Annotated in this window: 23 protein-coding genes and 2 tRNA genes; 18 read left to right on the forward strand and 7 right to left on the reverse strand. The window is 70.2% G+C overall.

Annotation, left to right across the window (positions count from 1 at the left end; genetic code table 11):
- Window positions 1-12 precede the first annotated feature (12 nt).
- The 11 genes from asd (at window position 13) to KGD87_RS07925 (ending at window position 10404) form a co-directional block, all read left to right on the forward strand.
- A complete protein-coding gene (gene asd / locus KGD87_RS07875) occupies window positions 13-855 on the forward strand; it encodes an archaetidylserine decarboxylase (protein WP_284666854.1) in 843 nt (280 codons plus the stop codon).
- Window positions 856-881: 26 nt separating this feature from the next.
- Window positions 882-2129, forward strand: coding sequence for a histidine--tRNA ligase (gene hisS / locus KGD87_RS07880; protein WP_284668599.1), 1248 nt, complete (start codon window positions 882-884; stop codon window positions 2127-2129).
- A 144-nt stretch (window positions 2130-2273) separates the two neighbouring features.
- Entirely contained in the window at window positions 2274-2681 is a 408-nt protein-coding gene (locus tag KGD87_RS07885) for a S24/S26 family peptidase (RefSeq protein WP_284666855.1), read from the forward strand.
- Entirely contained in the window at window positions 2678-2974 is a 297-nt protein-coding gene (locus tag KGD87_RS07890) for a PqqD family protein (protein ID WP_284666856.1), read from the forward strand. The genes KGD87_RS07885 and KGD87_RS07890 overlap by 4 nt, the downstream gene beginning before the upstream one ends.
- A complete protein-coding gene (locus KGD87_RS07895; RefSeq protein ID WP_284666857.1) occupies window positions 2974-3501 on the forward strand; it encodes a hypothetical protein in 528 nt (175 codons plus the stop codon). Before KGD87_RS07890 ends, KGD87_RS07895 begins: the two co-directional genes overlap by 1 nt.
- Window positions 3502-3512: 11 nt before the next feature.
- The gene (locus tag KGD87_RS07900; protein ID WP_284666858.1) at window positions 3513-6608 is read left to right on the forward strand and encodes an outer membrane protein assembly factor BamB family protein; all 3096 of its coding nucleotides are present in this window, start codon (window positions 3513-3515) and stop codon (window positions 6606-6608) included.
- A 36-nt stretch (window positions 6609-6644) separates the two neighbouring features.
- Window positions 6645-6791 (forward strand): hypothetical protein, encoded by a 147-nt coding sequence (locus KGD87_RS07905; protein WP_284666859.1) that lies wholly within the window; start codon window positions 6645-6647, stop codon window positions 6789-6791.
- The gene (locus KGD87_RS07910) at window positions 6779-7630 is read left to right on the forward strand and encodes a hypothetical protein (protein WP_284666860.1); all 852 of its coding nucleotides are present in this window, start codon (window positions 6779-6781) and stop codon (window positions 7628-7630) included. The genes KGD87_RS07905 and KGD87_RS07910 overlap by 13 nt, the downstream gene beginning before the upstream one ends.
- Entirely contained in the window at window positions 7623-8546 is a 924-nt protein-coding gene (gene miaA / locus KGD87_RS07915) for a tRNA (adenosine(37)-N6)-dimethylallyltransferase MiaA (RefSeq protein WP_284666861.1), read from the forward strand. The genes KGD87_RS07910 and miaA overlap by 8 nt, the downstream gene beginning before the upstream one ends.
- Window positions 8547-8832: 286 nt before the next feature.
- A complete protein-coding gene (locus tag KGD87_RS07920) occupies window positions 8833-9360 on the forward strand; it encodes an HdeD family acid-resistance protein (protein WP_350101743.1) in 528 nt (175 codons plus the stop codon).
- Window positions 9361-9477: 117 nt separating this feature from the next.
- On the forward strand, window positions 9478-10404 hold the full coding sequence (locus tag KGD87_RS07925) for a bestrophin family protein (protein WP_284666863.1): 927 nt from the start codon (window positions 9478-9480) through the stop codon (window positions 10402-10404).
- Here KGD87_RS07925 and KGD87_RS07930 read toward each other — a convergent pair.
- From KGD87_RS07930 to KGD87_RS07940, 3 genes are all read right to left on the reverse strand, one after another.
- A complete protein-coding gene (locus tag KGD87_RS07930; RefSeq protein ID WP_284666864.1) occupies window positions 10392-12128 on the reverse strand; it encodes a response regulator in 1737 nt (578 codons plus the stop codon). The two genes, KGD87_RS07925 and KGD87_RS07930, sit on opposite strands and share 13 nt — an antisense overlap.
- Window positions 12129-12176: 48 nt before the next feature.
- Window positions 12177-13133, reverse strand: coding sequence for a GGDEF domain-containing protein (locus tag KGD87_RS07935; RefSeq protein ID WP_284666865.1), 957 nt, complete (start codon window positions 13131-13133; stop codon window positions 12177-12179).
- Window positions 13134-13532: 399 nt separating this feature from the next.
- Entirely contained in the window at window positions 13533-14276 is a 744-nt protein-coding gene (locus tag KGD87_RS07940) for a tetratricopeptide repeat protein (RefSeq protein ID WP_284666866.1), read from the reverse strand.
- A gap of 96 nt (window positions 14277-14372) precedes the next feature.
- Between KGD87_RS07940 and KGD87_RS07945 the strand changes: the two genes are divergently transcribed.
- The 5 genes from KGD87_RS07945 (at window position 14373) to KGD87_RS07965 (ending at window position 17197) form a co-directional block, all read left to right on the forward strand.
- Window positions 14373-14458, forward strand: a tRNA-Leu gene (locus KGD87_RS07945).
- Between the two features lie 102 nt (window positions 14459-14560).
- Complete coding sequence (locus tag KGD87_RS07950) at window positions 14561-15235, forward strand: response regulator (RefSeq protein WP_284666867.1); 675 nt, start codon at window positions 14561-14563, stop codon at window positions 15233-15235.
- A gap of 101 nt (window positions 15236-15336) precedes the next feature.
- On the forward strand, window positions 15337-16611 hold the full coding sequence (locus KGD87_RS07955; RefSeq protein WP_502888033.1) for an RsmB/NOP family class I SAM-dependent RNA methyltransferase: 1275 nt from the start codon (window positions 15337-15339) through the stop codon (window positions 16609-16611).
- A 56-nt stretch (window positions 16612-16667) separates the two neighbouring features.
- Complete coding sequence (locus tag KGD87_RS07960) at window positions 16668-17069, forward strand: hypothetical protein (RefSeq protein ID WP_284666869.1); 402 nt, start codon at window positions 16668-16670, stop codon at window positions 17067-17069.
- A 55-nt stretch (window positions 17070-17124) separates the two neighbouring features.
- Window positions 17125-17197, forward strand: a tRNA-Ala gene (locus KGD87_RS07965).
- 141 nt (window positions 17198-17338) lie between these two features.
- Here KGD87_RS07965 and KGD87_RS07970 read toward each other — a convergent pair.
- Window positions 17339-18262, reverse strand: coding sequence for a class I fructose-bisphosphate aldolase (locus KGD87_RS07970; protein ID WP_284666870.1), 924 nt, complete (start codon window positions 18260-18262; stop codon window positions 17339-17341).
- 224 nt (window positions 18263-18486) lie between these two features.
- Between KGD87_RS07970 and KGD87_RS07975 the strand changes: the two genes are divergently transcribed.
- Window positions 18487-20247, forward strand: a complete 1761-nt coding sequence (locus tag KGD87_RS07975; protein WP_284666871.1) for a TolC family protein — start codon at window positions 18487-18489, stop codon at window positions 20245-20247.
- Between the two features lie 52 nt (window positions 20248-20299).
- Entirely contained in the window at window positions 20300-20905 is a 606-nt protein-coding gene (locus KGD87_RS07980; protein ID WP_163785149.1) for an MlaC/ttg2D family ABC transporter substrate-binding protein, read from the forward strand.
- 69 nt (window positions 20906-20974) lie between these two features.
- On the opposite strand, the gene KGD87_RS07985 is transcribed toward KGD87_RS07980, so the two are convergent.
- The 3 genes from KGD87_RS07985 to KGD87_RS07995 are packed head-to-tail and all read right to left on the reverse strand — an operon-like array spanning window position 20975 to window position 24731.
- Entirely contained in the window at window positions 20975-21976 is a 1002-nt protein-coding gene (locus KGD87_RS07985) for an NAD-dependent epimerase/dehydratase family protein (protein WP_284666872.1), read from the reverse strand.
- Between the two features lie 27 nt (window positions 21977-22003).
- Window positions 22004-23185: a GNAT family N-acetyltransferase gene (locus KGD87_RS07990; RefSeq protein ID WP_284666873.1), complete on the reverse strand. Its 1182-nt coding sequence runs from the start codon at window positions 23183-23185 to the stop codon at window positions 22004-22006.
- A gap of 7 nt (window positions 23186-23192) precedes the next feature.
- Window positions 23193-24731: an aminotransferase class I/II-fold pyridoxal phosphate-dependent enzyme gene (locus KGD87_RS07995; protein WP_284666874.1), complete on the reverse strand. Its 1539-nt coding sequence runs from the start codon at window positions 24729-24731 to the stop codon at window positions 23193-23195.
- Window positions 24732-24970 lie beyond the last annotated feature (239 nt).

Raw genomic sequence — 24970 nt, forward strand, 5'->3', positions numbered from 1 at the left:
CGATTCGCCGATATGAACGACCAGACTTTCATGAAGTTGATGCAGGTGTTGCCCAAGTCCGCGCTCTCCTCCGTGGTGGGGATGGCCACGCGCCTGCCCGTGCCCGCGCCGGTGCACCAGGCCGCGATGCGCGCCTTCGCCAAGGCCTACAACGTGGACATGGAGGAGGCCGAGCACTCCTTCGAGCAGTACCCGACCTTCGCCCAGTTCTTCACCCGGGGCCTGAAGCCCGGCCTGCGGCCGGTGGACGCGGGGGAGCAGGTGGTGGTGTCCCCGGTGGACGGCCGCGTGTCGCAGGTGGGCTATTCGGACCACGGGCGCTGCCTGCAGGCCAAGGGCATCGAGTACACGGTGGACGAGCTGCTGGGAGACGCCGAGGCCGCCAGGCCGTTTCACGGCGGCGCCTGGACGACCATCTACCTGTCGCCGCGCGACTACCACCGCATCCACGCGCCGCTGGGCGGCACGATTACGGGCTACGCGTACATCCCCGGCGAGTTCTGGCCGGTGAACCCCGCGTCGGTGAAGAACAAGCAGTCCCTGTTCTGCGTCAACGAGCGGCTGGTGACGTACCTGGACACCGTGGCGGGCAAGTGCGCGGTGGTGAAGGTGGGCGCCACCTGCGTGTCGCGCATCAAGGCGGCCTACGACGAGGTGACGACGCACACCGGGCAGCCCGGCAAGGTGCACCGCTACGGCGCGGCCATGCCGGTGGAGAAGGGTGGGGAGCTGGGCCGCTTCGAGATGGGCTCCACCGTCATCCTCCTGTTCGAGCCCAAGCGCATCACCTGGGATGAGAGCCTCCAGGAGGAGGCCGTGGTGCGGCTGGGCAAGCGAATCGGAGTCATCGCGTGAGCCAGAAGGTCGCGGGCGTCAAGGGCATGAACGATCTCCTCCCCGGGGAGATTGAGATCTGGCAGCACGTGGAGGGGCTGGCCCGCGAGCTGTTCGGCCGCTTCGGCTACGGTGAGATCCGCACGCCCATGGTGGAGGACACCGCCCTGTTCGTGCGCAGCGTGGGCGAGGAGACCGACATCGTCGGGAAGGAGATGTACACCTTCAACGACAAGGCGGACCGCAGCCTGTCCCTGCGCCCGGAAGGCACCGCGCCCGCGGCGCGCGCGTACATCGAACACTCCGTGGCCAACCAGGAGCCGCTCACCCGCTGGTTCTACACGGGGCCCATGTTCCGCTACGAGCGGATGAAGACGGGCCGCTATCGGCAGTTCTATCAAATCGGCGCGGAGGCCTACGGCGCGAAAGAGGCCGCCCAGGACGTCGAGATGATGGACATGGTGATGCAGTTCCTGGAGCGGCTGGGGCTCAAGGACATCACCCTGAACATCAACTCGCTGGGGGATGAGGCCTGCCGGCCCACGTACCACGCGAAGCTGGTGGCGTATCTCCAGGCCCACCGCGAGGAGCTGTGCGGGGACTGTCAGAAGCGCATGGAGAAGAACCCCCTGCGCGTCCTGGACTGCAAGAACGAGAAGTGCCAGGCCATCGCCGCGGCCGGTCCCAATGTGCTGGAGACCCTGTGCGAGCCCTGCCGCGCGCACTTCGACGACGTGCAGCGGAAGCTGACGGCGCTGGGCGTCCGGCACGTCGTGAATCCGCGCATGGTGCGTGGGCTGGACTACTACACGCGCACCGTCTTCGAGTTCGTCGCCTCGCACCCCGCGCTGGGCACCGCCAGCACCGTGGGCGGCGGTGGCCGCTATGACAAGCTGGTGAAGAGCCTGGGTGGGCCGGACGCGCCCGCGGTGGGCTTCGCCTGTGGCCTGGACCGCCTGGTGCTGCTCCTGAAGGAGAGCGGCCAGCAGTTCGCCGTGCGGCCGGACATCTTCGTCGCGGTGGCGGACGCGGGCTCGCACGACGCCGCCCTGGTGCTGGCCAGCCGCCTGCGCCGCGAGGGCCTGCGCGTGGAGTTCGATACCCGCGGAGGCAGCCTCAAGAGCCAGATGAAGCGCGCGGACAAGAGCAGCGCGGACTTCACCCTGGTGCTGGGCGAGGCCGAGCGCACCAGTGGCCAGGCGAAGCTGAAGCCCATGGCCGGCGGGGAGCCCATCCCCGTCGCGCTCGACGAGGTCGCCAGGGTGGTGCGGGAGCGGAAGGCTGTCCCGGCATAGGGCTCCGTGGGGTCCAGAACAGTATTCCAGGCGGTTCTTGCCAAGTCTGAGAAACTGAGGCAGGTGCGTAACCCCTGATAAACGCTGGGTTATCGGGGCGGTGGAACTCGCGGGCGCGGGTCGGGTCGGCTAGACTGGCCTGCGATGCCGCGCGACACTTCCGCCCCCGTTGTGCATCCGGCCCTGAGCTGGGTCCCCGTCCACGGGGACAGCATGTGGCCGTCGTTGTGCTCGGGCGACCATGCCGGCGTGGAGCCGCTGGAGGGGGCGCCGCAGCCTGGTGACGTCCTGCTGGCGCGTTTCGATCATGCCCTGGTGCTGCACCGGCTGCGGCGGTGGGATGCCGAGGCGGTGGCGCTGCGCGGCGACAACTCACCCCAGGAGGATCCTCCGCTGGCGCCATCACGGGTGCTGGGGCGGGTGCGCCGCGTGCGCCGGGGCGGCGTCGTCCTGGAGACGGGGTGGGACCGAGGGCCCCGGTGGCTGGGCCGCCTGCGGGTGGCCGTGAAGTGGCGTCTGGCGGCGCTGCTGGGCCGGGGAGGTGCGCGATGAGCAAGGAATTCGCGGCGGACCATGCGCCGCGCTGGCGCGAGGGCGTCTCCGGTCAGCGCTTCGGCTCGGACTTCATCATCCTGGACGCCGAGGGCAACACCCTGCGTGGGCTCAACGCAACGGCCATTGAAATCTGGAAGCTGTGCGACGGGACGCGCACTGCGCGGGCCCTGGTGGAGCAGGTGGCCCAGCGTCATGGGTGGAACGTGGAGCAGGTGCTGACCGACACGCTCAAGTTCTTCTCGGAGCTGACCCGGCTGGGGCTCATCGACGAGTTGGAGGAGGCACGGTGATGCGGACGCGTTTGGCGCTCCTGGCGGCGGCGGTGATGCTGGCCTCGTGCACGGAAGGCGTGGCGCCCCGTGCCCCCGTCCACGCGCCCCCGGCGCTGGAGCCGGTGGCGCCCACGGACGTGTTGCCTCCGCGCGAGGGTTCGGAGGCCCGTCCGCCGCCCGCGCCGGTGGAGGAGCCAGAAGTGCCGCCGCCAGCGGCGGTGCCGCGGGGCTCGGCCACCGTCATGGACCTGGGAGAGGGCGGCCGGGGCGCGCTGTCGGTGGAGCAGGTGAACGTGGACCTGACGGTGAGCGGCGTGCGTGGCCGGCACACGGTGTCCGTGGAGTTCGTGCCGCCTTCCGGGTTGCCGTATGAGCGGCGCTCGGCGGAGGTGGATTCGCGCGTGGACGAGTCGCGCACGGTGCGCTTCTCCCTGCCCGTGGCCGGCACGGCCGTGGCGACGTCCGGCATGAGCGGGACGTGGCAGGCCCGGTTCTTCCTCGATGGGGCGCCGCTGACGGCGGCTTCCTTCACTCTGGATCCGTGAGGGCTCCATTCATGCGTCCATTCTCCATTCCCCTCATTGCCGCCGCCGCGCTCCTGGCGCCCACGCTGGGGTGGGCGCAGACGACGTCCCGGACCTTCGTCTTGACCACGCAGCCGCAGGGTGGCGAAACCCGCGCGCGCGTGGTGATGGACGAAGCCTCCGAGCTGACGGTCGACGTCCGCAACAACACCTCCAGCGGGTCGCCGCAGTTCCGGCGCATCAACGAGGTGTGGTTCGCGCTGCCCAATGGCTACATCCCGCTCGCGTCCATCCCGCCCCCGGGCTGGACGGTGGACTACATCGCCAGCGAGCGGTGGGTCATCTTCTACAATTCGGACTCCTGTGGTGGGAGCGGCGACTATGGCCTGGGGCAGGGCGACACGGCCCGGTTCGTCCTGCGCGTGGTTCCGCCGACGTCGAACAGCGACCAGAACAACGAGCGCTTCGTGGCGAATCAGACGCTCGCGCGCGACACCTGCGCGGGCGGGGACTTCACCACGTCGGTGACGACCCCTGCCGCCACTTGGATTCGCTCCGGCCTGTACACCCAGGTGGACGTGCGGCCGCGGGTGATGGGGGTGGGGGGCGACGTCGACGCCCGCATGGTGGTGGAGAACCGGACGGGCGCGAACCAGAACAACAGCACGATTGAAGGGCCCTCCACGGGCGCGGGCGCCGTCACCTTCCAGGTGGTGGACATCGAGCCGGCGTCGTTCCGCACGAACATCCCCAGCCGGAACGCGGGCGTCTACGCCGCGCTCGCGCGGACGGGCTCGGCCGGGACGCTGGTGGCGCAGGTGCGGGGCGTCAGCGGGAACGGGAACACCCGGTCGCCCGTGGTGGACACGCGGATGGTCAACGTGGGCGCGCTCCCGGTGGCCATGGACGTGGACACCGACGACGCGTTCAACAATGAAACCGTGCGCGTGCGGCTCACGGTGACCAACCCGTCGTCGACGGACACGTTCCTGAACGTGACGCCGCGCGCGCCCGTGTTCGAGGGCTCGGCGGCGGCGGCGCTCGTGTCGGGGCCTGGGCCCGCGAGCGTCCCCCGGTTGGATCCGGGCGCCTCCGCGCACTTCGTCTGGACGTACCAGGTGACGGGGCCCCAGTTCGCGAACTACCGGTTCCGGGGGCAGGTGGATGCCACGCGCAACGGCGCCTCCGTGACGTCGAACCTGGTGGATTCGAACCAGGGGCGCATCGTGTCGCACCGCGTGCGGACGAACATCCGCGCCGTGGCCGCCAACTCCACGAACCGGTCCGTCATCTACACCATCCAGAACCGGGGCCCCATGCCGCTGCATGAGGTCCGGATGCTGCGGCCCGCGCTCAACTACTTCACCATCTCCGGTGTGCTGGGGACGCCCTCCGGGTGGCGCATGGCGTCCAACAACAACACGGGCATCACCTGGGAGTCGACGAACGCCACGGGCATCCCGGTCAACGGCGAGCGCTCCTTCACGGTGGTGTATTCCAACTTCGGGTCGGGTGCGTCGCTGTCCGGGCCCACCACGTTCCGTCATCGCTTCCACCTCATCGACGATTACGGCGGGCCGCAGATTCGCGTTGAAACCCCCATGACGCTGGTGCAGGGCACCGTGCCGGACGTCAACCGCCTCACGGGCGTGGCGCGCGATGGCAGCGTGACGCTCACCTGGGACAACCCGGCGGTACACGGGGGCGTCTTGGTGCTTCGCGCGGAGGGCGCGCCGCCGAACCTCTCGCCGACGCAAGGGTTGACCTACGCGGTGGGGGCGCATCTGGGCAACGCCCAGGTGGTGTACGCGGACGACGTGGGCGCCACCACGACGTTCACGGATACGTCCGTCACCAACGGCACCACGTACTACTACCGCGTCTTCAACTCGGATGACCTGCGGTGGTACTCGCCGGGCAACCAGCCCACGTCGGAGGCCCTGGTGGCCACGCCTCGGGCTCGCGTGGGCGCGGCGCCGCTGTGGTGCTACTCGGTGGGCCTGAATGCCATGCAGCAGCCCATCACCGAGCTGGGCACGGGCATCTTCAGCGCCTTCAACGACTCCGTCGTCGCCAACCTCACCCAGGTCACCAACCCATCGGCGGATGGCGCGGAGCGGTGGCGGCCTCGCCCGCTGGCGGGCCTCATCGGCAGCCGCTTCCCGGTGGTGCCGCTGCATGGCCTGTCCGGGCAGTACCTCCTCGTGGGCGACCAGGGTGGGGTGGCCAGCGCGCTCAACGCCGCCACCGGCCAGGTGCTGTGGCGCTGGGACAATGGCGGCCAGCCCATTGGCACCATCCAATCGTTCCCCGTCACGCAGCTCTTCGACTACGCGAACGCCGCGTACCGGGCCGCGCATCCCAACCGCGACCTCGTCTTCTTCGCCACGCGGCTGGCGGACGCCTCGCGCAACCGGGTGGTGGCCCTGAATGCCGCCACCGGCGCGCTGGTCTGGAGCTACCAGCCCGGAAACCTGGGCATGGTGGCGGGCGGCATGGTGGTGGACTACACCACCAACCGGCTCTTCGTGGCGACGCGCGCGCACGCGGGCTCGCCGAACACGCTCCGGGTGCTGAACACGCTGACGGGCCAGGTGCTGGGCCAGCTCCCGGTGGGCGACGTGGAGCTGAGCCTGGTTCGCAACGCGTACAGCAACCTCATCCTGGTGACGGACAGCGACGGCTTCGTGCACGGCGTCGACGCCGCCACGGCGCAGCTCGCGTGGAGCCTGCCCGTCGCCTCGCGCCCGGCGCCGAACACGCCTGCCTTCACCAGCTTCGTGCGGCCCCAGGGCGGGGGCTTCGTGGCCAGCCTCGCGGCCGGCCAGGTGGCGCTGTACGACGTCTCGGGGCCCGCCCAGTCGCCGCCGGTGCTCCGGTGGAGCACGCCGATTGCGTCTCCCTCCGGCACCTTCTCCTTCAACCGGAATGGCGCCGTGCGCCTCTACGTTGGCAGCTCCGACGGGCAGGTCCACCAGTTGGAGCTGCTGGATGGCTCCGACTCCGGACGGGTCTCGATTGGGGGGGCGCAGCGTATCGGGACTCCCACCATCGACCACACGGTGAGCCGCCTCCATGTGGGCTCGGAGGATGGCCGCATCTGCGCGTTCCCAGTCCCTTTCCCTTGAATGAAGAACGTCCCTTCTTCCTCGCTCGCACACCTCATGATTTCGGACGCCTTCCCGACGACGCCCCCGCCCGACGCCGGCCCCGCCTATGAGGCGCCGGCCATTCTCTGGGAGCAGCCCTTCGTGGCGCTCGCGCAGATTTCCCAGTGCCAGATTCCTGGTGAGTCGGAGTGCATTCCCTGAGCCTTCCGCCGGGAGGCCCCTCGGCGGACGCGACCCTGTGCCTGCGAATCGCCGGGTGGACCGGCGTTGTGGAAGTCGGTGAGGCGGACCTGCGAGACTCGCTCCGGCGCATGTTCTCCCGGTTCGTGGTGTCCCCAGCGCGACAGGACAATGAGGTGGCTCGGCTCGTGGCCGTGGCCCCCGCCCACGCGCGTCCCGCTCCAGCCACTCGCGAGCTGCCCCGAGTCCTCCGCGGGGAGGACGGCGCGCTGCGCCTGGCCGGCGAGGACTACGACGCGACCCTGTCCGCTGATGGCCTCCAGGCCCACGTGGAGGGGCCGGGGCGCTTCCCCGTGGAGACGGTGCTGAAGGTGATGCTTGCCCGGGCGCTGGCTCGGCGTGGCGGGCTGCTGGTGCACGGCGTGGCGGTGGCGCACCAGGGCCGGGCCGCGCTCTTCACGGGGCACTCGGGCGCGGGGAAGAGCACGCTGGGGGCCTTGTGGGCGCGGGCGGGCGGACAGGTGTTGTCCGACGAGCTGGTGGCCGTGTGGCCGGAGCCCGGCCGGGGCTGGCGGGCGGCGGGGACGCCCTGGAACGTGGGGCAGGCCGCGGAGGCGGCGTTGCGCGCGGTGGGGACGCTGGCGTGGGACGGCGTGTCGCGGTGGGAGCCGCGGGCCGCTGGAGACGTCGGACGGATGCTGCTCGTCAATGCCCTCCTGCCCGAGGCGACGCCCGTGGGGCGGGGTGGGCTGCTCGGCGCGGCGGGGCGGTTGCTGTCGGAGGTTTCGCCCGTGCGGCTGGTGTTCGCGCGGGATGCGTCCGCGGCGGCGGTGATTCAGGGAGCGTTGGCGAATGGGTGAGGGTGGAGCGCAGCGGCCCCTGTTGACGGTGATTGCCGGGCCGACGGCGTCGGGGAAGACGGCGCTGGCCATCGCGCTGGCCCAGCGGGCCGGTGGCGAGATTGTCAGCGCGGACTCACAGCAGGTGTATCGGCACTTCGACATCGGCACGGCGAAGCCCTCCGCGGAGGAGCTGGCCGCGGTGCCTCATCACCTGGTGTCCGCCGTGGACCCGATGGAGACCTTCTCCGCTGTCGAGTACCAACGGCGCGCGGACGCCGTCATCGCGGAGATCGCCGCGCGCGGCCGGCCTGTCTTCGTCGTGGGCGGCACCGGGCTGTACCTGCGCGTGTTGCTCCACGGTGTGCTTGAGGCGCCCGGGGCCTTGCCGGAGCTGAGGGCGGAGCTGGAGGCGCTCGCGGCCGGTGAGGGGCGCGAGGCGGTGCACCGGAAGCTGGCGGAGGTGGACCCGGAGACGGCGGCGAAGCTCCCGTCGCAGGACCTGGTCCGCGTCATCCGGGCGCTGGAGATTCATGCGCAGACGGGTGTGCCCGCCTCGGCGTTCCGGAAGGCCCATGCCTTCGCGCCGGACCGCTATCCCTTCCAGTTGTATGTCCTGTCGCCACCGCGCGACGTGCTGTACGGGCTCATCAACACGCGCACGCGGAGGTTGTTCGAGCGTGGGCTCGTCGAGGAGACCCGCGACCTGCTGGCGCGAGGGTACGCGGAGGCGGCGCCCATGCGCAGCGTGGGCTATGTGCAGGCGCGCGCCGTCGTTGAGGAGAGGATGACGCGCGAAGAGGCCATTCACGACACCGCGCAGGAGACGCGCCGCTACGCCAAACGGCAGTTGACGTGGTTCCGGAAGGAGCCCGGTGCTGTCTTCCTGACGCCCCCATACGAGGCGGCGCTTCCGCGCGGCGGCGGTGCGCCTTAGCGGCAGCGGCGCACCCGCGCGGCCTCAAGTCTGGGGCAGGCGGGGAGCGGAGCGGCGCCAGCGAGCGTTGTCGGCCCCGGCGCGGGAGCCCATGTTCGGCGGTGGATGTGCCGGGCGCTTCTGTCGCCAGCCGACAGGCGGACGAGACGCGGGGCGGTTCGGCCTCCGAAGTGAACCCGCTTCGGGAGCAGTCACCATGGCCTTCACCAATGAACGCAGACCGGAAGTCCTGACCCCTGACACGAGGCGGAGGGCGAACTCGGCGGCCTGGGGTGGCCCCTTCATCATGGGGATTTTGATGACGCTGCTGGGAATCGTCGCGCTGGGGGCCGCCTTCTTCACCAGCCTGGTGACGGCCATCCTCTTCGGCGCGATGCTGGCTGGCGCAGGCGTCATGGAAGCCATCTCCGCCTTCCGGACGCGCAAGCAGGGCGGGCCGTTCTGGCTGTACCTGCTCAGCGGCATCCTCTCCGTCGTCGTGGGGCTGTTCGTCCTCGTCTACCCGGCGGCGGGACTGGGCGCGATGACGCTGCTGCTGGCGGGCTACTTCTTCGCCAGCGGGCTCTTCCACGCCATCACCTCGGTGATGGACCGCTACCCTCAGTGGGGCTGGGACTTCTTCTACGGCGCCGTGTCCATCTTCCTGGGCATCGTCGTGATGCGGCAGTGGCCCATCTCCGCCGTCTGGCTGGTGGGCACGCTGGTGGGGATCGGCATCTTCTTCCGGGGCGTGGCGCTGATGGCGGGCGCCCTCTCCGTGCGCAAGGTGCTCCGCTCGGGTAATCCGCCAGCCCCTGCCTCCATCTCCCACTGACGGGCAGGCTGCCAGGGGCACCAGCGCCAGTCCAGGGCGGACACATCCCAAGGGTCCTCCCTGGATTGGCGCTTGCCATGCCCCGCGCAGGCGCGGCAGCGTACGCAGCCTGCGACCATGATTGACTACGACCCGCACCGTTGGTGGAGCTATTTTCATTATCTCCGCGGCTCCATGGTCCGCGAAATCGTGGCCCGGGTCCTCGTCTGTGTGTTGTGGGCCGTGGGCGTCACCGCGGTCCATCACCACCTCAAGCCCCTGGACATCCCGGCCACGGTGCACACGCTGGCGGGCATCTCGCTCAGCTTGCTGCTCGTCTTCCGGACCAACGCCTCCTATGACCGCTTCTGGGAAGGCCGGAAGCTGTGGGGCGGCATCGTCAACGAGACGCGCAACCTGGCCCGTGCCTCCGGCGTCTTCATGCGCCGGGACGCCGCGCTCTACGGCGCGCTGCTGCGGTGGATTTGCACCTTCCCCTATGCCGCCGCCGCGTCACTGCGAGGGGAGCGCGACCTGGGCCCCGTCGCCTCCGAGCTGCCGCGTGACGAAGCGGACGCGGTGCTCGGCAGCCAGCACGTCCCGCTTGCGGTGTCGCAGAAGATGTCCGCCGTGCTCGATGAGGGCCGGCAGCGGGGCTATTACGCCGAATACGTCCAGATGCAGCTCGACCAGAACGTCCAGCTGCTCATCGACTACGTCGGCGGCTGCGAGCGCATCCACAAGACGCCCATTCCGTTCGCCTACATGATGCACCTGCGGCGGGCGTTGCTCGTCTACTGCTACACGCTGCCGTTCGCGCTGGTGGACTCGTTCGGCTGGTTGACGGTGCCGGCCACGTTCATCGTCGCCTACGTCTTCTTCGGCATTGAAGAGATTGGCGTGGAGATTGAGGACCCGTTCGGCCACGACGACAACGACCTGCCGCTGGAGCGGATCTGCGAGACGATCCGCGGCAACCTCAAGGCGCTGATGCCCGGGAGCGCCGAGGTCATCCACGCCCCGGTCTCCGCGGTGGCCATCCCCGGTGGCGGTCAGGACGCGTAGCGGTCCGCGGCCAGCTCGCGCGCGTCGTCCGAGCCGTGCGGCGCGGGCTCCAGCTCGGGCATCACCGGGGCCCGGCCGGTGAGGATGCGCAGCAGCCGGTCCGGGTCCACGGGCTTGGGCAGGAAGGTCTCCGCCCCCGCGTCCAGGGCTCGCTGCCGGACATGGGGCCGGTTGAGGCCACTCATCACCAGCACGCGGGTGTTCCGGGTGAGGGGATGCTGCTTCAGGCCCTCGGCCAGCCGCAGGCCGTCCACCCAGTGCAGCACCACGTCCAGGAGGATGGCCGTGGGCGGCCGCCGGGCCACCGCGCAGAAGAGGGCGAGCTCGTCGGCGAAGGACACCACCTTCGCCCCGGTGCTCTCCAGCAGCGCCGTGAGCGCCTCGCGCGCGTCCGGGTCGTCATCCACGACGTAGTAGAGTTCCGGCTCCAGCTCCGGCACCACCGAGGGCACCGGCTCCACCGTGGTGCGCAGCCAGGAGCCCACCAGCTCCTTGATGCCCGCCCAGCGCGCGGTGCCCAGGAGCGCGACGGGCGTGGGGCCGCTCAGGCCCAGCACGCCGCCGCCGAAGGTGCCGCCCAGCGTCTGTCGCCCCTTCGCCTTGACGAAGGCCTCCGGCGCCCGAGGCCCCGCGCGGCGCAGCCAGGTGAGCGTCCGGGCTCCCGCGGCGGCGTCCTCCAGCAGCTCTCCCAGGCCCTCGCGCACATAGCGGCGCTCCAGCGTGCCCGCGTCCAGTCCGCCGTCGAGCAGCGCCACCGCCGCGCGGCTGCATGAAGCCAGCGTCTCCGACAGCCCCACCTGGAGCGGGTGGCCGAAGGCCGCGGGCCCCACGGCAAGCTGTCCCGGCGCTACCAGCGTCCGGCCCGGTCCATGGGGCAGGCGGGTGGTCTCCAGGGCCGCCAGCTCGAAGCCTTCATCCACCAGTCCGTCGCGCGCGGCCATCATCAGCACCTGGCACAGGTCCGCGGGCGTCACCGCCGGCCCGAAGGCCAGCGCATACACCGAGCTGGCGCCGGGCAGCAGGAACAGCCCATCCACCGTCGGCAGGGGCGAAATCCACAGCCGGGCCACCGGGGCCAGCTCCCGCCGAGGCGAAGCATGGCGCAGGCGGGCCTGCACCGCAGGGAGGGTGGGGGCAGGGCGGAAGCCCTTGAAGAACGCGTCACCCATCAGCGGCCCGGCGCCCGACGCCAGCGCCACCGCGTGGAAGCGATCTCCACTGCCCTGGGCGCGCACCACCAGCGAACCCGCGCCGCGCACGGAGGCGGGCGCATCTGGCGCGGGGGCCTGCCGCTCCACGCGCTCGACATGGCGGGGAAGGAAGCGGGCGCCCTGGGCGCTGGACGCGGTGGCGAGCACGTCCCGCACCTGCTCCAGGCCGCCCAGGCCCTGGGGCCAGCCGTCCACCACCCAGAGGCCACCGGGCGTGGAGGACAGCAGCTCGCGCCGGCCCTCGGCGATGATTTCCATGCCGCGCAGCTCATGGGCGCGCCATTCGGAGGGAATGCGGCAGCCCAGCGCGGCCAGGCGTGAGCGGCATTCCGGCGTCAGCACCGCCGGCGGGGCGGTGCGCTCCTGCGCTCCTCCGGAGTACACGCGCACGTCCAGCGCCAGCCCGCGGGCCCTCCCGTTGAAGAGGAGCGAGGCGGCAAGCCCCGCTCCGGCAATGCCGCCTCCCACCACCGCCACCCTCGAACCCGTCGCCAGTCTGTTCCCCAGCATCATCCGCGCCCTCGCTGCTGCCCCGCCGTTGCCTGCCTCACCGCGCCCCGTTCAGTGCCGCTGCGCTGGAGGCGAATTCGCGGGCCTGCCGAACACGACGACCCGGTCCCGCCCCTCGCGCTTTGCCTCGTAGAGGGCCGCGTCCGCCGCCTTCATCAGCGACTCGGTGTCCTCGCGAGGCCCTTCGAAGGTATGGTCGGCGATGCCCACACTGACACTCAGTCCGAAGGGGGCAGGGCGGCCGTCGTTCTTCTGGACGCCGACGGCGCGCAGCCCGGTGCGGATGCGCTCGGCGAAGACGGCTGCTTCCAGCGCCGTCTGGTGCGGCAGCAGCGCGACGAACTCGTCTCCACCGAAGCGGGCCGCGAAGTCCGACTCGCGCAGCTCGTGCTTCAGCTGGGTGGCCAGCGCGAGGATCGCCCGGTTGCCCACGTCATGGCCCATGCCGTCGTTGATGGCCTTGAGGTGGTCCAGGTCGATGATGACGACGCTCAGCGGGTACTGATAGCGCTGGGCCCGGCGGAACTCTTCTTCCATCCGGAGCGTCAGCGCCCGGAAGTTGGCCAGCCCCGTGAGGCCGTCCGTCTGCGCGAGGATCTGCAGCCGGCGCTGCTGCTCGCTCTGGCGCAGCGCCCGGTCGATACGGGCCAGCAGCTCCCGCGCGCTGGCCGGCTTGTGGATGAAGTCCACGGCGCCCATCTCCAGGCAGCGCTCCAGCGTGGCCTCGTCCGCGTCGCCCGTCAGGAAGATGACGGGCACCGCCTCCGTGCGCGACTCGCGCTGGAGCATCTCCAGCACCGCGAGCCCGTCTCCACTGGGAAGGAACCTGTCCAGGAGGATGAGGTCCGGGCGGTGCTCCCGCGCCAGCTCCAGCCCCGCATCCGAATCCGGTGCGGCGAGCACATCGAAGCGGATGGCGAGCAGGTCCACGAGGCTCTCGCGGACCTGGGCGTCGTCTTCGATGACGAGCAGAAGGGACCGCTCGGAGGTCCGGCCGCGCCGTTCCATGCACCACTCCGCTTCATTCGGCTGCTGCGAAATGGCAGGCCGAAAGTCTCGGGTGCCACGCCCTGCCGTGTGCTCCCAACGCCCTTGCGCCCCACGCGCATCCGCCGCCGCCCGGTCCTGCAAGCACACCCCAATGCCCACAACCTTCACCCGAGACCTCCGGCTGCCAAGCCTGTCAGGCTCCGTGAGACGGGGCCTCTCCCCGCCATCCGTGAGCACGGTGCGGGAGCAAGCACCATGCCCCGCGGTGGGGGAGGGCAGTCAGAGTGTTTCCGGGCGGTTGCGCACCCTCTGCGTCACCCTGTTGTACAGGGTCGGAAGACGTTGCAGCGCGCCGAGGGGCAGACCGGTAGATATTCCCGTGCGCGGGCAGACGCTCGAGGGCCGCGCGCCGAGCCGCTAGCGTCGGGTGTTGAACTGCATGCGGCGGCCGCCCATGGGGGGCATGACCGGCGGCGGCGCCTCGAGCCCGAACTGCCACCACATGGGCTCGTACGGCTTCATCTTCAGGCGCTTGTCGTTCTGGAGCTGGGAGAGGCTGCCCTTGAGCTTCTCGTCCTTGGGGTTCTCCTCCACGCCCCGGGCGAGCACGCGCAGCGCGCCGTCCTTGTCCTTGTTCTGGATCAGGCACCAGGCATAGGCCGCCCAGACAATGGATTCCTTCTTGCCGCTCTTCGTCGCGGACTCGAACGCCTTCTTCATGGCGTCGAAGTCCTTGCGCTGGAAGTACAGGGCGCCTTCCATGGCCTTGGCCATGTAATTGCGGCCGCTGCCCCTGGCGAAGGCGGCCTTGGCGCCGTCGTGGTCCTTCACCATGTACTTCAGCATGCCGATCTGGGAGTGAAGCTCCGGACCGACCAGGAACTGCCACTTGTCGTAGACAAGGCCCTGCTCCAGCGTCTTCACCGCCCGGTCCACCCGCGACTGGGCGTCCTTCTGGCTGCTGGGCTGGGACTGAAGGTCCTTCTGGACCACCGTCATCAGCGCCTGGACGCGGCTGGCCACCCGGCGAGCGAGCACGATGTAGGTGCCAACGAGGGCCAGGACTCCGGGGACGAGCCCCGCCCAGATGGAGAAGCCGGCGACCTTCACCAGGAGCGCGACGGCGATTCCCACACCGAGGGAAATGAGAAGGTTGTACATGGGGGGCCCCTCTTAGCGATGTGCGTGGAGCACCGCAATCTTCGGATGCACTTGGTATCAAGTCGCGGTATACGTCTGCTCGTCGCGACAGCAGGGGGCCCTCTGTCGAAATTGGTAGACGAGGCGGACTCAAAATCCGCTGCGGCTGACCCCGCGTCCCGGTTCGAGTCCGGGGAGGGCCATCATCCGAAGGGCAGGACCGGCGCGCTGCTCTTGCGCTGGACGCGCCCGGTCCTGATAAAGGACAGGCTCCAGCAGGTAGGGGCGGCGGAGGTCCCCCGTCAATGAGGGTGTTGCTGGTCGAGGATGACGCGAGCCTGCGGGAAGGCATGGGCGAGCTCATCTCCGAGCTCGCGGAGGTCCATGCGGTCAGCACCGGGGAGGAAGCGGTCGCGGCCCTCCAGGCCGAGCGCTTCGTCCTGGTCATCAGCGACCTGCGCATCGCGGGAGGTGAGCTGGGCGGCCGGACGGTCGTCGAGGCGGCCCGGAAGCGTCAGCAGGCGGTGGCCATTGTCAGCGCCGCGACGCCGGACGAGGTGATCCAGACCGTCCAGCCCCAGGTGGCGGACGCCATCCTCATCAAGCCGTTCCAGATTGACGACATCTACGCCCTGGTGGAGCGCTTCATTGCGCTGCGTCAGGATGTGGAGCGGCTGGCCACCCAGGGCCAGCGGCCTCCCGCGAGCGCCTGGTCGCCGGAGGGCGCCCACGTCCAGTTCGCGCGGGAAGACGCGCTGAAGGCGGTGTGGGTGTCGGTGACGGCCGGAGGCGACTTCAACGGGGCGGTCCACCCGACACCCGGGGGCGTGGGGATTCAGGTGGTCGAAGGCGTACTTGAAGTGGATGGCGTTTCGCATGCGGCGCCCGGGTATTTCTTCCTGGGGGCCGGGCAGACGCCTCGGATGCGCAGCCCGGCGGGCTGTCTGGTGGTGGGCGTGGGACTGAAAGGGCAGGGCTGAGGCACGTGGATTCCGTCTGGCCGGCAACGCCCGTGGACCCGGAGCGCCTGGGTCGTCCGTCTCGCCGTGGTGCGACGGCGGCACTCGAAGCCCATATCGCGGTGCTTCGCGGTGAACCCTTGAAGGCCGCGCTCGCCAACGCCTTGCGCGAGGCCAATGGCCTGGGCGGCCAGGAGCGGCGCTTCACCGCCATGGCCGTGCGGGAGCTGTCCCGGCACCAGCGCCTGCTGGACCTGGCGGCCCGGTTGCTGGGCCACACCATGGGAAAGGTGGGGCTGACGGAGGACCAGGCGCTGGTGCGCTATGCCCTCTGGCGCCGCGTCTTCTGTGGTGAGGGCTGGGCTCGCATCGGTCCCGAGGTCCGGCTGCCGGGGCCCGTGCGTCCGCGCACCATCAAGGACGACCTGCTCCAGCGCGTGGTGGAGCAGCCGCTGCCGGAGGCGCCGCTCCCGGAGTCCCAGACGGAGCGGCTGGCCCTGCGCTACTCGTTCCCCAACTGGTTGGTGCAGCGGCTGGCCCAGGTGTACCCGGAGGACATCTTGGAGGGGCTGCTGGCGTCGCTCGATGAAGAGCCGTCGCTGCACTTCCGCGCGCGGCCTCCGGGGACCCGGGACGCGGTGCTGGCGGCGCTGAAGGAGGAGGGCGTCAACGCCGAGCCGGTGGCCGCGGCGCCGGACGCGGTGCGGGTGACGGACTCCAGCCACCGCGTCTTCGAGACGCGGATGATGAAGTCCGGCCGGCTCCAGGTGCAGGACGTGGGCAGCCAGCTCATCTCCGAGCTGTGCCGTCCGCTGGAGGGCTTCACCGTGGCGGACGTGTGCGCCGGCGCGGGCGGCAAGACGCTGGCGTTGGCGGACTTCGTCGGGCCCCGGGGCAAGGTGCTGGCCGGGGACCGCTCGCGGCGCAGGCTGGCCGAGGCGCGCGAGCGCGTGCGCCACTTCTCCCTCCGGCAGGTCGCCTTTCCGCATCCGCTTCCGCTGTCCGACGCGGACGTCCTGCTGATTGACGCGCCGTGCAGCGGCACGGGCTCCCTGGCGCGCGAGCCGGATCAGAAGTGGAAGCTCACCGCCCAGGAGATCTCCAAGTACCAGGCCACGCAGACGGAGCTGCTGGAAGAGGTGTCACGCCAGGCGAAGCCGGGTGCACTCATCGTCTATGCGACCTGTTCGGTGCTGCCCGAGGAGGACGAGGCGGTGGTGGAGGCCTTCCTCGCGAAGCATCCGGAGTTCACGCTGGAGCCGGTCGAGGACGTCCTCGGCGCGGAACGGGCGGCGCTCGCCGCGCAGGGCCCCTATCTGAAGGCGTTGCCTCCCAAGGTCCCCGGGGGAGGCTTCTTCGCGGCCCGGCTGCGGCGGACAGGGGCGGGGCCGGGTTGACAGGCTCCGAGAGCGCACGCTACGCAATCGTTGAGTTCTCAAGGAGTGTGACTGACTTGGCGGCCGACTCGAAGCAGTCCGAGGTGGTGAAGCAGATCAACGAGGCCTTCCAGGCGGCGCAGGCCCGGTTGGCCGAGCTGCGCGAGGCCGTGGAGCGCAACACGGACCTGGCCCGGGCGAACGCTCGCACCACCGTGTTGAAGGATCAGAAGGAGAAGGCGCTCAAGGAGCTGGGCGAAGCCGTCTGGCGCCAGGTCCAGAAGGGCCGGCTGGAGCTGCCCGCGGGGTTCGGCGCCGCGCTCAAGGCGGTGGAAGCGGCGGAGCAGGCGGTCGAAGCCCACGCTCGCGAGCTCACCGATCTCCTCCGGGAAGGGGACGAAGTGGCGGAGCGGTTGAAAGAGCAAAAAAACGCACCAAGGCCCCAAAGAGTTCTGGTGCCTGGAGCGAAGAAGCGGTAGAAGGCACCCACTTCGCCGGTCGGGCCGCTCCCCAAAGCGGCTCAGTAGCAAAGACGGGGCTATAGCTCAGCTGGGAGAGCGCTTGAATGGCATTCAAGAGGTCATCGGTTCGATCCCGATTAGCTCCACTCTGAAATGAAGAGGCCCGCCAGGGAAACCTGGCGGGCCTTTTTGTTTTTTCGCGTCGCGCGGCCTGCGTGGCGCACGAAAAAGGCCCGCCAGCGGGGCGCTGACGGGCCTTCGGGCTCCGGCGTTCGCCGCCGAGCTGCCTACGCCTTGCCGGCGAAGATGGCCATCACGTCCTTGAGGAGCTTGATGGACTCCGCGTGCGGTCGCTGGAAGGCGTTGCGGCCCATGATGGAGCCGAAGCCGCCGCCGGCGTTGATCTGCTTGATCTCCTCCAGCAGGGCGTCGGTGCCCTTGGCCTCGCCGCCGGAGAAGATGACGATGCGCTTGCCGTTGAAGGCGGAGCGGACGACCTCGCGGACGCGGTCCGCCATCGTCTTGGTGGCGATGCCAGCCTTCTCGAACGCCTTCTTCGCCTCGGCCTGCTCGAGGTGATCCTGCGGCGGCTTCACCTTGATGACGTGCGCGCCGAGCTGGGCGCTGATCTGCGCCGCGTACGCCACCACGTCGATGCCCGTCTCACCCTCCTTGGACAGGTTGCCGCGGGGGTAGGCCCAGAGGACCGTGGGCAGGCCGTACGACTTGGCCTCGGCGATGATGTCGCGGAGGTCCTCGTACTGCTCGTTGCGCGCCCCGGAGCCCGGGTAGATGGTGTAGCCGACGGCGGTGCAGCCCAGGCGGACGGCGTCCTTCACGGAGCTCGTCACCGCGGACATGGGGTGGGGCACCTTGGCCAGGCTGTCGGAGTTGTTGACCTTGAGGATGAGGGGAATCTCACCCGCGTACTTGCCGGCCACCGCCTCCAGGAAGCCCAGCGGCGCCGCGTAGGCGTTGCAGCCCGACTCGATGGCCAGCTGGATGTGGTAGTCCGGATCGTAGCCGGCGGGGTTCGGACCGAACGAGCGAGCCGGGCCGTGCTCGAAGCCTTGATCGACAGGGAGGATGACGAGCTTGCCCGTGCCGGCCAGCGTGCCGGTGTTCAGCAGCCGGGCCAGGTTGGTCAGCGTGCCGGGGTTGTCGGACGGGTACCACGACAGGATCTGCTTGACGCGATCGGTATGGGGCATGTGTGGGGATCCTCTGTCTCGGGAACAGGGCGCAATCTGCTGCATGCGTCACGTCCCACCAACTCCTTTTAACGCGCGAGTGTCACGGGTTCCACGACAGGGCGCATCCCCCTCTCCGGCCGGGGCGCCCCTGGGACGAACAACCCCGGTGACGGCTCGATGCCGAACGGACATGCTGCGCCTCCGTGGGGTTCTCGGATATGGGAGCCACACAAGGCGGGTTGATGCGCAGACACCTGGATCATGGCGTGACAGTGGCGCTGGTGCTCGCGGCGGGCGTTGCCGGAGCGCAGCTCACCCCCGGGTCGGTCGGGACGGGGAGCAGCCCTTCATCGGGTAGCACCGGAAGCTCGCCGGCGCCTGCCACGCCCGCGCCCGGAGCGACGCCCGCGCCAGCGACACCGGACGTGGGGACGCCTGCTTCCGATGCGCCCACGACGGTGCCCGGGACGGGGGCGCCGGGAGGGACGCGGCCCACGCCGCGCGAGGGCACCGGAGGACGGGACCTGCCGCCAGGCCCGCCGGCCATCGCCCCCGGCTCGATTGAGGAGACGCCGGGCCCCTCCCAGCGGGGGCAGGCGATTTCACCCGCGCCAGCCCTGGAGCCTTCCTCCGAGGCGGAGCAGGTGAAGGACGGCGTGACAGAGGCGCCGGACTCGGAGGAGAAGCTGGCGCGGCGGGCGCCGCTCACGCTGGCTCAGCTGGTGGCGCGGGCTCGTGAATCCGACTCCCGGGTCGAGGAGGCGACGGCGGAGCTGCGCAAGTTCCAGGCGCTCTATCAGCAGGCGCGCTGGGCCTGGTTCCCCAGGTTCGAAATCACCGTGGGCGCGGGGGGCCCCACGCCCGAGGCTCGCAACGACGGCCTGGGCGGACCGCCCACCACGGAGGCCACCCTCAAAGGCGACCTGAACTTCGGCCGCGTCGGCGTGACGATGTTCTCCACCGGCAACGCGGTGCTGCCGCTCTATACCTTCGGCAAGCTGACGGCGCTGGAGAAGGCGGGCGCGCAGGGGCCGGTGGTGGGGGCCGCGCTGCGCGAGCGCATGCGCAACGAGGTCGGCTTCCAGGCGGCGCAGGCGTACTTCGGCTACCAACTGGCGCGCAACGGGCTTCAGCAGATTGAAGAGGTGTCGAAGCGGCTGGAGGACGCCGGCCAGCGCATCGACAGGTTGCTCAAGGAAGACTCCGCCCAGGTGTCTGCGGTGGACTCGTACAAGGTCCGGTTCTTCCGGCAGCTTGTCGAGGCGCGCAAGGCGGAGGCCCTGCAGGGGCGGCAGCTCGCGCTCGCGGCCATTGGCCTGCTGGCCAACGCGGGGCCCGACGACGACGTGAGGGTGGTGGAAGAAGACCTGGAGCTCGAAGAGGACGTGCCGGTGCCCAGCCTGGAGCAGGCCCTGGTGCGCGCGGAGCAGTACCGTCCGGAGTTCACGGCTGTCGCCGCGGGCATCGCCGCGCGCGAGCAGGAGGTCTTCATCCGTGAGCGCAGCTACTACCCGGACCTGGGCCTGGCCGGCTTCTACGACGTGCGCTTCACCACCAGCGCCACGCGGCAGCGCACGCCCTTCGCCTTTGATCCATTCAACGACCGCACCGCGGGCCTGGGCCTGGTGATGCGGGGGACGTTCGATATTCCCATCAAGGATGCCCAGCTCGAGCAGGCCCGCGCGGAGCTGGACAAGCTGCGCGCGCAGGAGAAGCAGATTCGCGCGGGCATCCGCCTGGAGGTCGCCAAGGTGCACGGCGAACTGGTGGCCGCCTGGAGCCGCGCCCGGGCCTTTGGCGAAGCGGAACGAAATGCCCGCCGGTGGGTAACGGCTGCCTTCACCGCGTTCGACCTGGGGACCGGTGACACCCGTGACCTGGTGGACGCTTTCACGGCCTATGCCCAGGCTTCAGGTGACAAAGGCAAGAGCTGGCACGACGTTCGGGTAGGAATGGCCGCCCTTGCGCGGGTAACCGGGGCGCCGCTGGCCCCGAGTGAATAACCATGCGCTCACCACTGTCTTCCCTGTCGTCCTTTCACCCGGAGCCCATTGAATGATTGCTTCCCTGCTTGCCGCCACCTTGCTCGCCGCCGCGCCCGGCCCGCTGACGGTCGTCAAATCCGGGAACGCGGACGTGCAGAAGGCCGCCAACGCGTCCGGCGCCACCGCGCAGTCGCTCGCCAGCGTGGTGGAGAAGTTCGTCGACTTCGAGGAGCTGGCGAAGCGCGCGCTGGGTGACAAGGCCTGGGCCGGCCTCAAGCCCGCCCAGCGCAAGGAGTTCACCGACACGATGACGGGCCTGCTGCGCGCGTCCTATGCCCAGAAGGCCCTGGGGCAGGCGCAAGCGCAGGTGAAGTACGGCGAGGAAGGCATCGACGGGAACGAGGCCTCCGTGGGCACCACGGTGACGGTGAAGAAGGACGCCGTCCCCGTCGAGTACCGCCTGTACCGCACGTCGGCCAGCGGGGCGTGGCGCATCTACGACGTCATCACCGACGAGGTGTCGCTGGTGGACACGTACAAGGGGCAGTTCCGCAAGCTGCTCGCCGACAAGGGCTTCGACGGCCTGCTGTCCACGCTGAAGAGCAAGCGGGCGCAGCTGGAGAAGGAGAACGCGGCGTCGGCGGAGAAGAGCGCGGGGCAGACGGCGGTCCCCTGACGCCCAGCGCGGTCCGCGTCCCCTGTCCAGGCCGAGGTCCCCTTCAAGGGTGCCTCGGCCTTCGTCTTTTCAGCGCCCGCCCGCCTCGCGGTACGCGGCCAGGGTGCCGGCCAGGCCCTGGGCCAGGGGGATGGTGGGCAGGAAGCCCAGCTCCTGGCTCGCGCGCTCGGTGGAGCACGTCCACGCGGGGCACCGCATCTCCCGCACCTTGTCCCGGTTGAGGATGGGCACCGTGCCGCGCAGGCGGGCCACGGCCTCCGAGCCCAGCCCCACCATGTAGCTGACCGTCTGCGGCACGGACAGCACCGCGGGCCGGCCCTTGCCGAGCGCCCCGGCCATGGCCGCGCAGACGTCCTCCCAGGAGTGCTCCACGCCGTCGGACACGGCGTACACGCCGCGCGCCGCGTCCTCCTTCGTCACCGTGGCGCCGCGCTGCGCGGCCGCGAGCAGGGCGGTGCACAAATCGTCCACGTGGATGAGCGAGTAGCGCTTGGGGCCGAAGCCGCTCTTCAGCGCCAGCCCCAGCTTCGCCATGGGCAGCAGCGACGGGAGGAACTCCACGTCACCGGGCCCGTAGACGATGGGCGGCCGGACGATGACGGACGGGACGCGGTCCGCGAGCGCCCGCACCGCCTCCTCTCCGCCCAGCTTGCTGCGGCCGTAGAGGGACACGGGCGCGGGCGGGTCCTCCTCGCGGCGCGGGCGCCCTGGCGTGGACGGACCGGCGGCGGCCAGCGACGAGCAGTACACCAGCCGGGGCGGGTGGGGCAGGGCGGCCATGGCCTCCACCAGCCGGCGGGTGCCCTTCGCGTTGCCCTCGAGGTAGCCCTCGGGCGCGCGGGACTTGGTGACGCCGGCCAGGTGCAGCACGCAGTCCACGTCGCGCACGGCCTCGGCCAGCCCCGCGCCCGTCGTCAGGTCCGCCACCACGAAGCGGGCGCCCAGTCCCTCCAGGGGCCCGCGCCGCGAGCTGGCGCGCACCATGAGGGTGAGCGTGTCGCCACGCTCCACGATGCGGCGCGCGAGCCGCTGGCCAATGAACCCGGTTCCGCCAGTGAGCAGGAAGCGCAAGGAAGACTCCTCGGGGGCGGGCCGCGGTCAGAGCGCGCGCGTGTAGACGCGGTACGTCTTGGAGCGCTGCGCGCCCATGGACTCGATGGCGCGGTTGACCAGGTGGTTGTCCTCGAGCGTCCAGGAGATCTCCCCGCCCACGTAGCCCAGCCGCTTCGCCGTGCGCAGGGTGTCCAGGTACAGGATGGCGTCCAGGCCGCGGCGCCGGTAGCCCTCCTTGATGCCGAGGATGATGAGGCGCAGCCGGTTGATGCGGCGCGAGGCCAGCGCCAGCTTCACCAGGCCGATGGGCAGGCCGAACGTGGTGAGCCGCCCGTTGGCCGCGCGGATGGCCTGGTTGGCATCCGGCACCGTCAGGGAGAAGGCGACCGGCTCGCCCTGGACCTCCGCCACGAGCGCCAGCTCCGGCCGGACGACCGTCTTGAGCTCCTTGGCCAGGTGGTCGAACTCCGCGTCGGTGAAGGGCACGAAGCCCCAGTTCTTCTCCCACGCCGAGTTGTAGATTTCGCGGATGCGCTTCACCTCGGCGTCCAGGTCCTTCATGTTGACCGGACGCACGACGACGCCGTCGCGCACGCGAAGCTTCTCCGCGATGCGCACCACCTTCTCCGGCGGCTGCGCGGAGGACGACAGCTCGTAGGCGTACAGGTCCTTGGCCTTCGTCAGGCCGCAGGCCTCCAGCAGCGCCGCGTAGTAGGGCGGGTTGTGCGGCATCATCACCGCGGGCGGCGTGTCGAAGCCGTCGATGAGCAGGCCCCAGTCCTGGTTGGAGGACAGGTTGGCCGGCCCCAGCATGGCGTTCATGCCCCGCTGGCGCAGCCAGGACGCGGCGGCCTCCAGCAGGCTCCGGGTGATGCCCGCGTCATTCACGCACTCGAAGAGGCCGAAGAAGCCCTCCTTCGTGCCGTGAATCTCCATGTGCCGCGGGTTGCGGATGGCCGCGATGCGGCCCACCACGTCCGGGCCACGCCGGGCGAGGAACAGCTCCAGCTCGCCGTACTCGAAGAAGGGGTTCTTCTTCGGGTCCAGGAAGTCCCTGCGCTCCATCTCCAGCGGAGCAACCCAGTGCGGGTCGCTCTGGTAGAGGGCGTAGGGGAGGCGGATGAACTGCATCCGCTCCGCCTCGCCGCGGACAGGGGTCACCTGCACGTCCGACGGCATGGGCGGGGACGCGCGGGCTGGCTGGGGCGACTCGGCGTGCAGGGCCATGGGCGGTTCAGTTCCGGTCGGAGTGGACGCCGTTGCGCATGAAGAAGTGAGCGCCCTTCTCCAGCAGCAGGCCCGGCAGCTCGCCGCGCTTCTCCCACAGCTTCATCGGCGCGTTGCCCAGCTTGCGCAGGTCCTCCGGCTGGAGGTTGGCCGCGCGCCAGGTGAGCTGCTCCACCGCGTCGAACAGGCGCCCGGCCACCTCGCGCGACGACATGCGCGACAACTGGTCCAGGGTGATGCCGCCCGCGTCGGCCAGCAGGCCGTTCGAGCCCGCGGCCCACATCTCGCTCGCGCGGTTGGCCAGGATGCGGGTACCCGGGCGGGCAATCTGCACCGGCTCATAGACGGTGGGGCGCGTCTGCGGAATCACGCCCAGCTTCCGGCCAATGCTCTCGAAGGTGTCCAGCACGCGGTCCAGCTGCGCGTCCGTGTGCGTGGCCATGTACGAGGTGCGGATGAGCGCGTGGCCCGGCTCCACCGCGGGCGGAATCACCGGGTTGGCGAAGACGCCGGCCTCGTGCAGCGCGCGCCAGAAGCGGAAGCACTTCACCTGGTCGCCGATGTGCACCGGCACCACCGGCGTCACCGACACGCCCGTGTCGAAGCCCATGGCGCGGAAGCCGTTGTGCATCTTCTCCGCGATGTCCAGCAGGCGGGCGCGGCGCTCCGGCTCCGCTTCGATGATCTCCAGCGCCTTGAGCGCCGCGGCGATGGAGGCCGGCGTCATGGACGCGGAGAAGATGACCGAGCGCGCCTTGTGGCGGATGTAGTTGATGACCTCGAAGGGGCCGGCCAGCACGCCGCCCAGCGACGCGAAGCTCTTGGAGAAGGTCCCCATGACGAGGTCCGTCTCCTTCTCCAAGTCGAAGTATTCGGACGTGCCCCGGCCCCGCGTGCCCAGCACGCCCATGGCGTGCGCGTCATCCGTCATCACCCGCGCGTTGTAGTGCTTCGCCAGCTCCACGATGCGGGGCAGGTTGCAGAGGTCGCCCTCCATGGAGAAGACGCCGTCGGTGACGATGATCTTGCCCACCTCGGGGTCCGCCTGGGACAGCAGCTGCTCCAGGTGCTCCATGTCGTTGTGGCGGAACTTGCGCTCGGTGGCGAAGGACAGGCGGATGCCGTCCACCAGCGAGGCGTGGTTCTGCCGGTCACTGAACACGATGTCGTGCCGGCCCAGGATGGACGCCAGCGCCAGGTTCGTCTGGAAGCCCGTGGAGATGACGATGGCGGACTCGCGGTTGAGGAACCTCGCCAGCCGCGCCTCCAGCTCCTCGTGCAGCGCCAGCGTGCCGTTGAGCAGCCGCGAGCCGGAGCTGGTGGTACCGAACTTCTCCGTCGCCTGGATGGCCGCTTCCTTCACGCGCGGATCGGCGGACAGGCCCAGGTAGTTGTTGGACCCGACCATGATGACGCGCTTGCCTTCGATCTCCACCTCGGTGGCGCCGTGCGACGCTTCGATGGCGCGAAAGTACGGATAGAGACCCGTCGCCTTCGCGATACGGTAGTCCTTCCAGTTACGGCACTTGTCGAAGACGTCGCTCATGGGGCTCTCCAGTCGCGACTCCCCCCGATGCAGGGAGCAATCCGCGTCGGGGATTTCTGCGTCCGGCGGCCTCTGACGGGGGACGCGGGGGCGTGAATAAAGAGGGAGCGCGGCAGTGTCAAGGCAAGCGCCGCGCCCTCCAGCCCGCTGTCGTCACCCGCATCCGGGCTCGCCTTGACAGCACTGAGACTTTGATGGCACCCCGCCGTCCGACACACGGTGTTCTCCAGTCGATACTG

It is taken from the genome of Myxococcus sp. SDU36 (genome assembly GCF_030168875.1).
GTDB lineage: Bacteria > Myxococcota > Myxococcia > Myxococcales > Myxococcaceae > Myxococcus > Myxococcus vastator.

Coding starts and splice junctions, on each gene's coding strand:
- KGD87_RS07970 (WP_284666870.1), bottom strand. CDS start 18,262: ATGCCCCATACCGATCGCGTCAAGCAGATCCTGTCGTGGTACCCGTCC.
- KGD87_RS07920 (WP_350101743.1), top strand. CDS start 8,833: ATGGGGATTTTGATGACGCTGCTGGGAATCGTCGCGCTGGGGGCCGCC.
- KGD87_RS07980 (WP_163785149.1), top strand. CDS start 20,300: ATGATTGCTTCCCTGCTTGCCGCCACCTTGCTCGCCGCCGCGCCCGGC.
- KGD87_RS07975 (WP_284666871.1), top strand. CDS start 18,487: ATGCGCAGACACCTGGATCATGGCGTGACAGTGGCGCTGGTGCTCGCG.
- KGD87_RS07895 (WP_284666857.1), top strand. CDS start 2,974: ATGCGGACGCGTTTGGCGCTCCTGGCGGCGGCGGTGATGCTGGCCTCG.
- KGD87_RS07990 (WP_284666873.1), bottom strand. CDS start 23,185: ATGGCCCTGCACGCCGAGTCGCCCCAGCCAGCCCGCGCGTCCCCGCCC.
- KGD87_RS07940 (WP_284666866.1), bottom strand. CDS start 14,276: ATGTACAACCTTCTCATTTCCCTCGGTGTGGGAATCGCCGTCGCGCTC.
- KGD87_RS07900 (WP_284666858.1), top strand. CDS start 3,513: ATGCGTCCATTCTCCATTCCCCTCATTGCCGCCGCCGCGCTCCTGGCG.
- hisS (WP_284668599.1), top strand. CDS start 882: ATGAACGATCTCCTCCCCGGGGAGATTGAGATCTGGCAGCACGTGGAG.
- KGD87_RS07930 (WP_284666864.1), bottom strand. CDS start 12,128: ATGATGCTGGGGAACAGACTGGCGACGGGTTCGAGGGTGGCGGTGGTG.
- asd (WP_284666854.1), top strand. CDS start 13: ATGAACGACCAGACTTTCATGAAGTTGATGCAGGTGTTGCCCAAGTCC.
- KGD87_RS07950 (WP_284666867.1), top strand. CDS start 14,561: ATGAGGGTGTTGCTGGTCGAGGATGACGCGAGCCTGCGGGAAGGCATG.
- miaA (WP_284666861.1), top strand. CDS start 7,623: ATGGGTGAGGGTGGAGCGCAGCGGCCCCTGTTGACGGTGATTGCCGGG.
- KGD87_RS07935 (WP_284666865.1), bottom strand. CDS start 13,133: ATGGAACGGCGCGGCCGGACCTCCGAGCGGTCCCTTCTGCTCGTCATC.
- KGD87_RS07890 (WP_284666856.1), top strand. CDS start 2,678: ATGAGCAAGGAATTCGCGGCGGACCATGCGCCGCGCTGGCGCGAGGGC.
- KGD87_RS07905 (WP_284666859.1), top strand. CDS start 6,645: ATGATTTCGGACGCCTTCCCGACGACGCCCCCGCCCGACGCCGGCCCC.
- KGD87_RS07995 (WP_284666874.1), bottom strand. CDS start 24,731: ATGAGCGACGTCTTCGACAAGTGCCGTAACTGGAAGGACTACCGTATC.
- KGD87_RS07885 (WP_284666855.1), top strand. CDS start 2,274: ATGCCGCGCGACACTTCCGCCCCCGTTGTGCATCCGGCCCTGAGCTGG.
- KGD87_RS07925 (WP_284666863.1), top strand. CDS start 9,478: ATGATTGACTACGACCCGCACCGTTGGTGGAGCTATTTTCATTATCTC.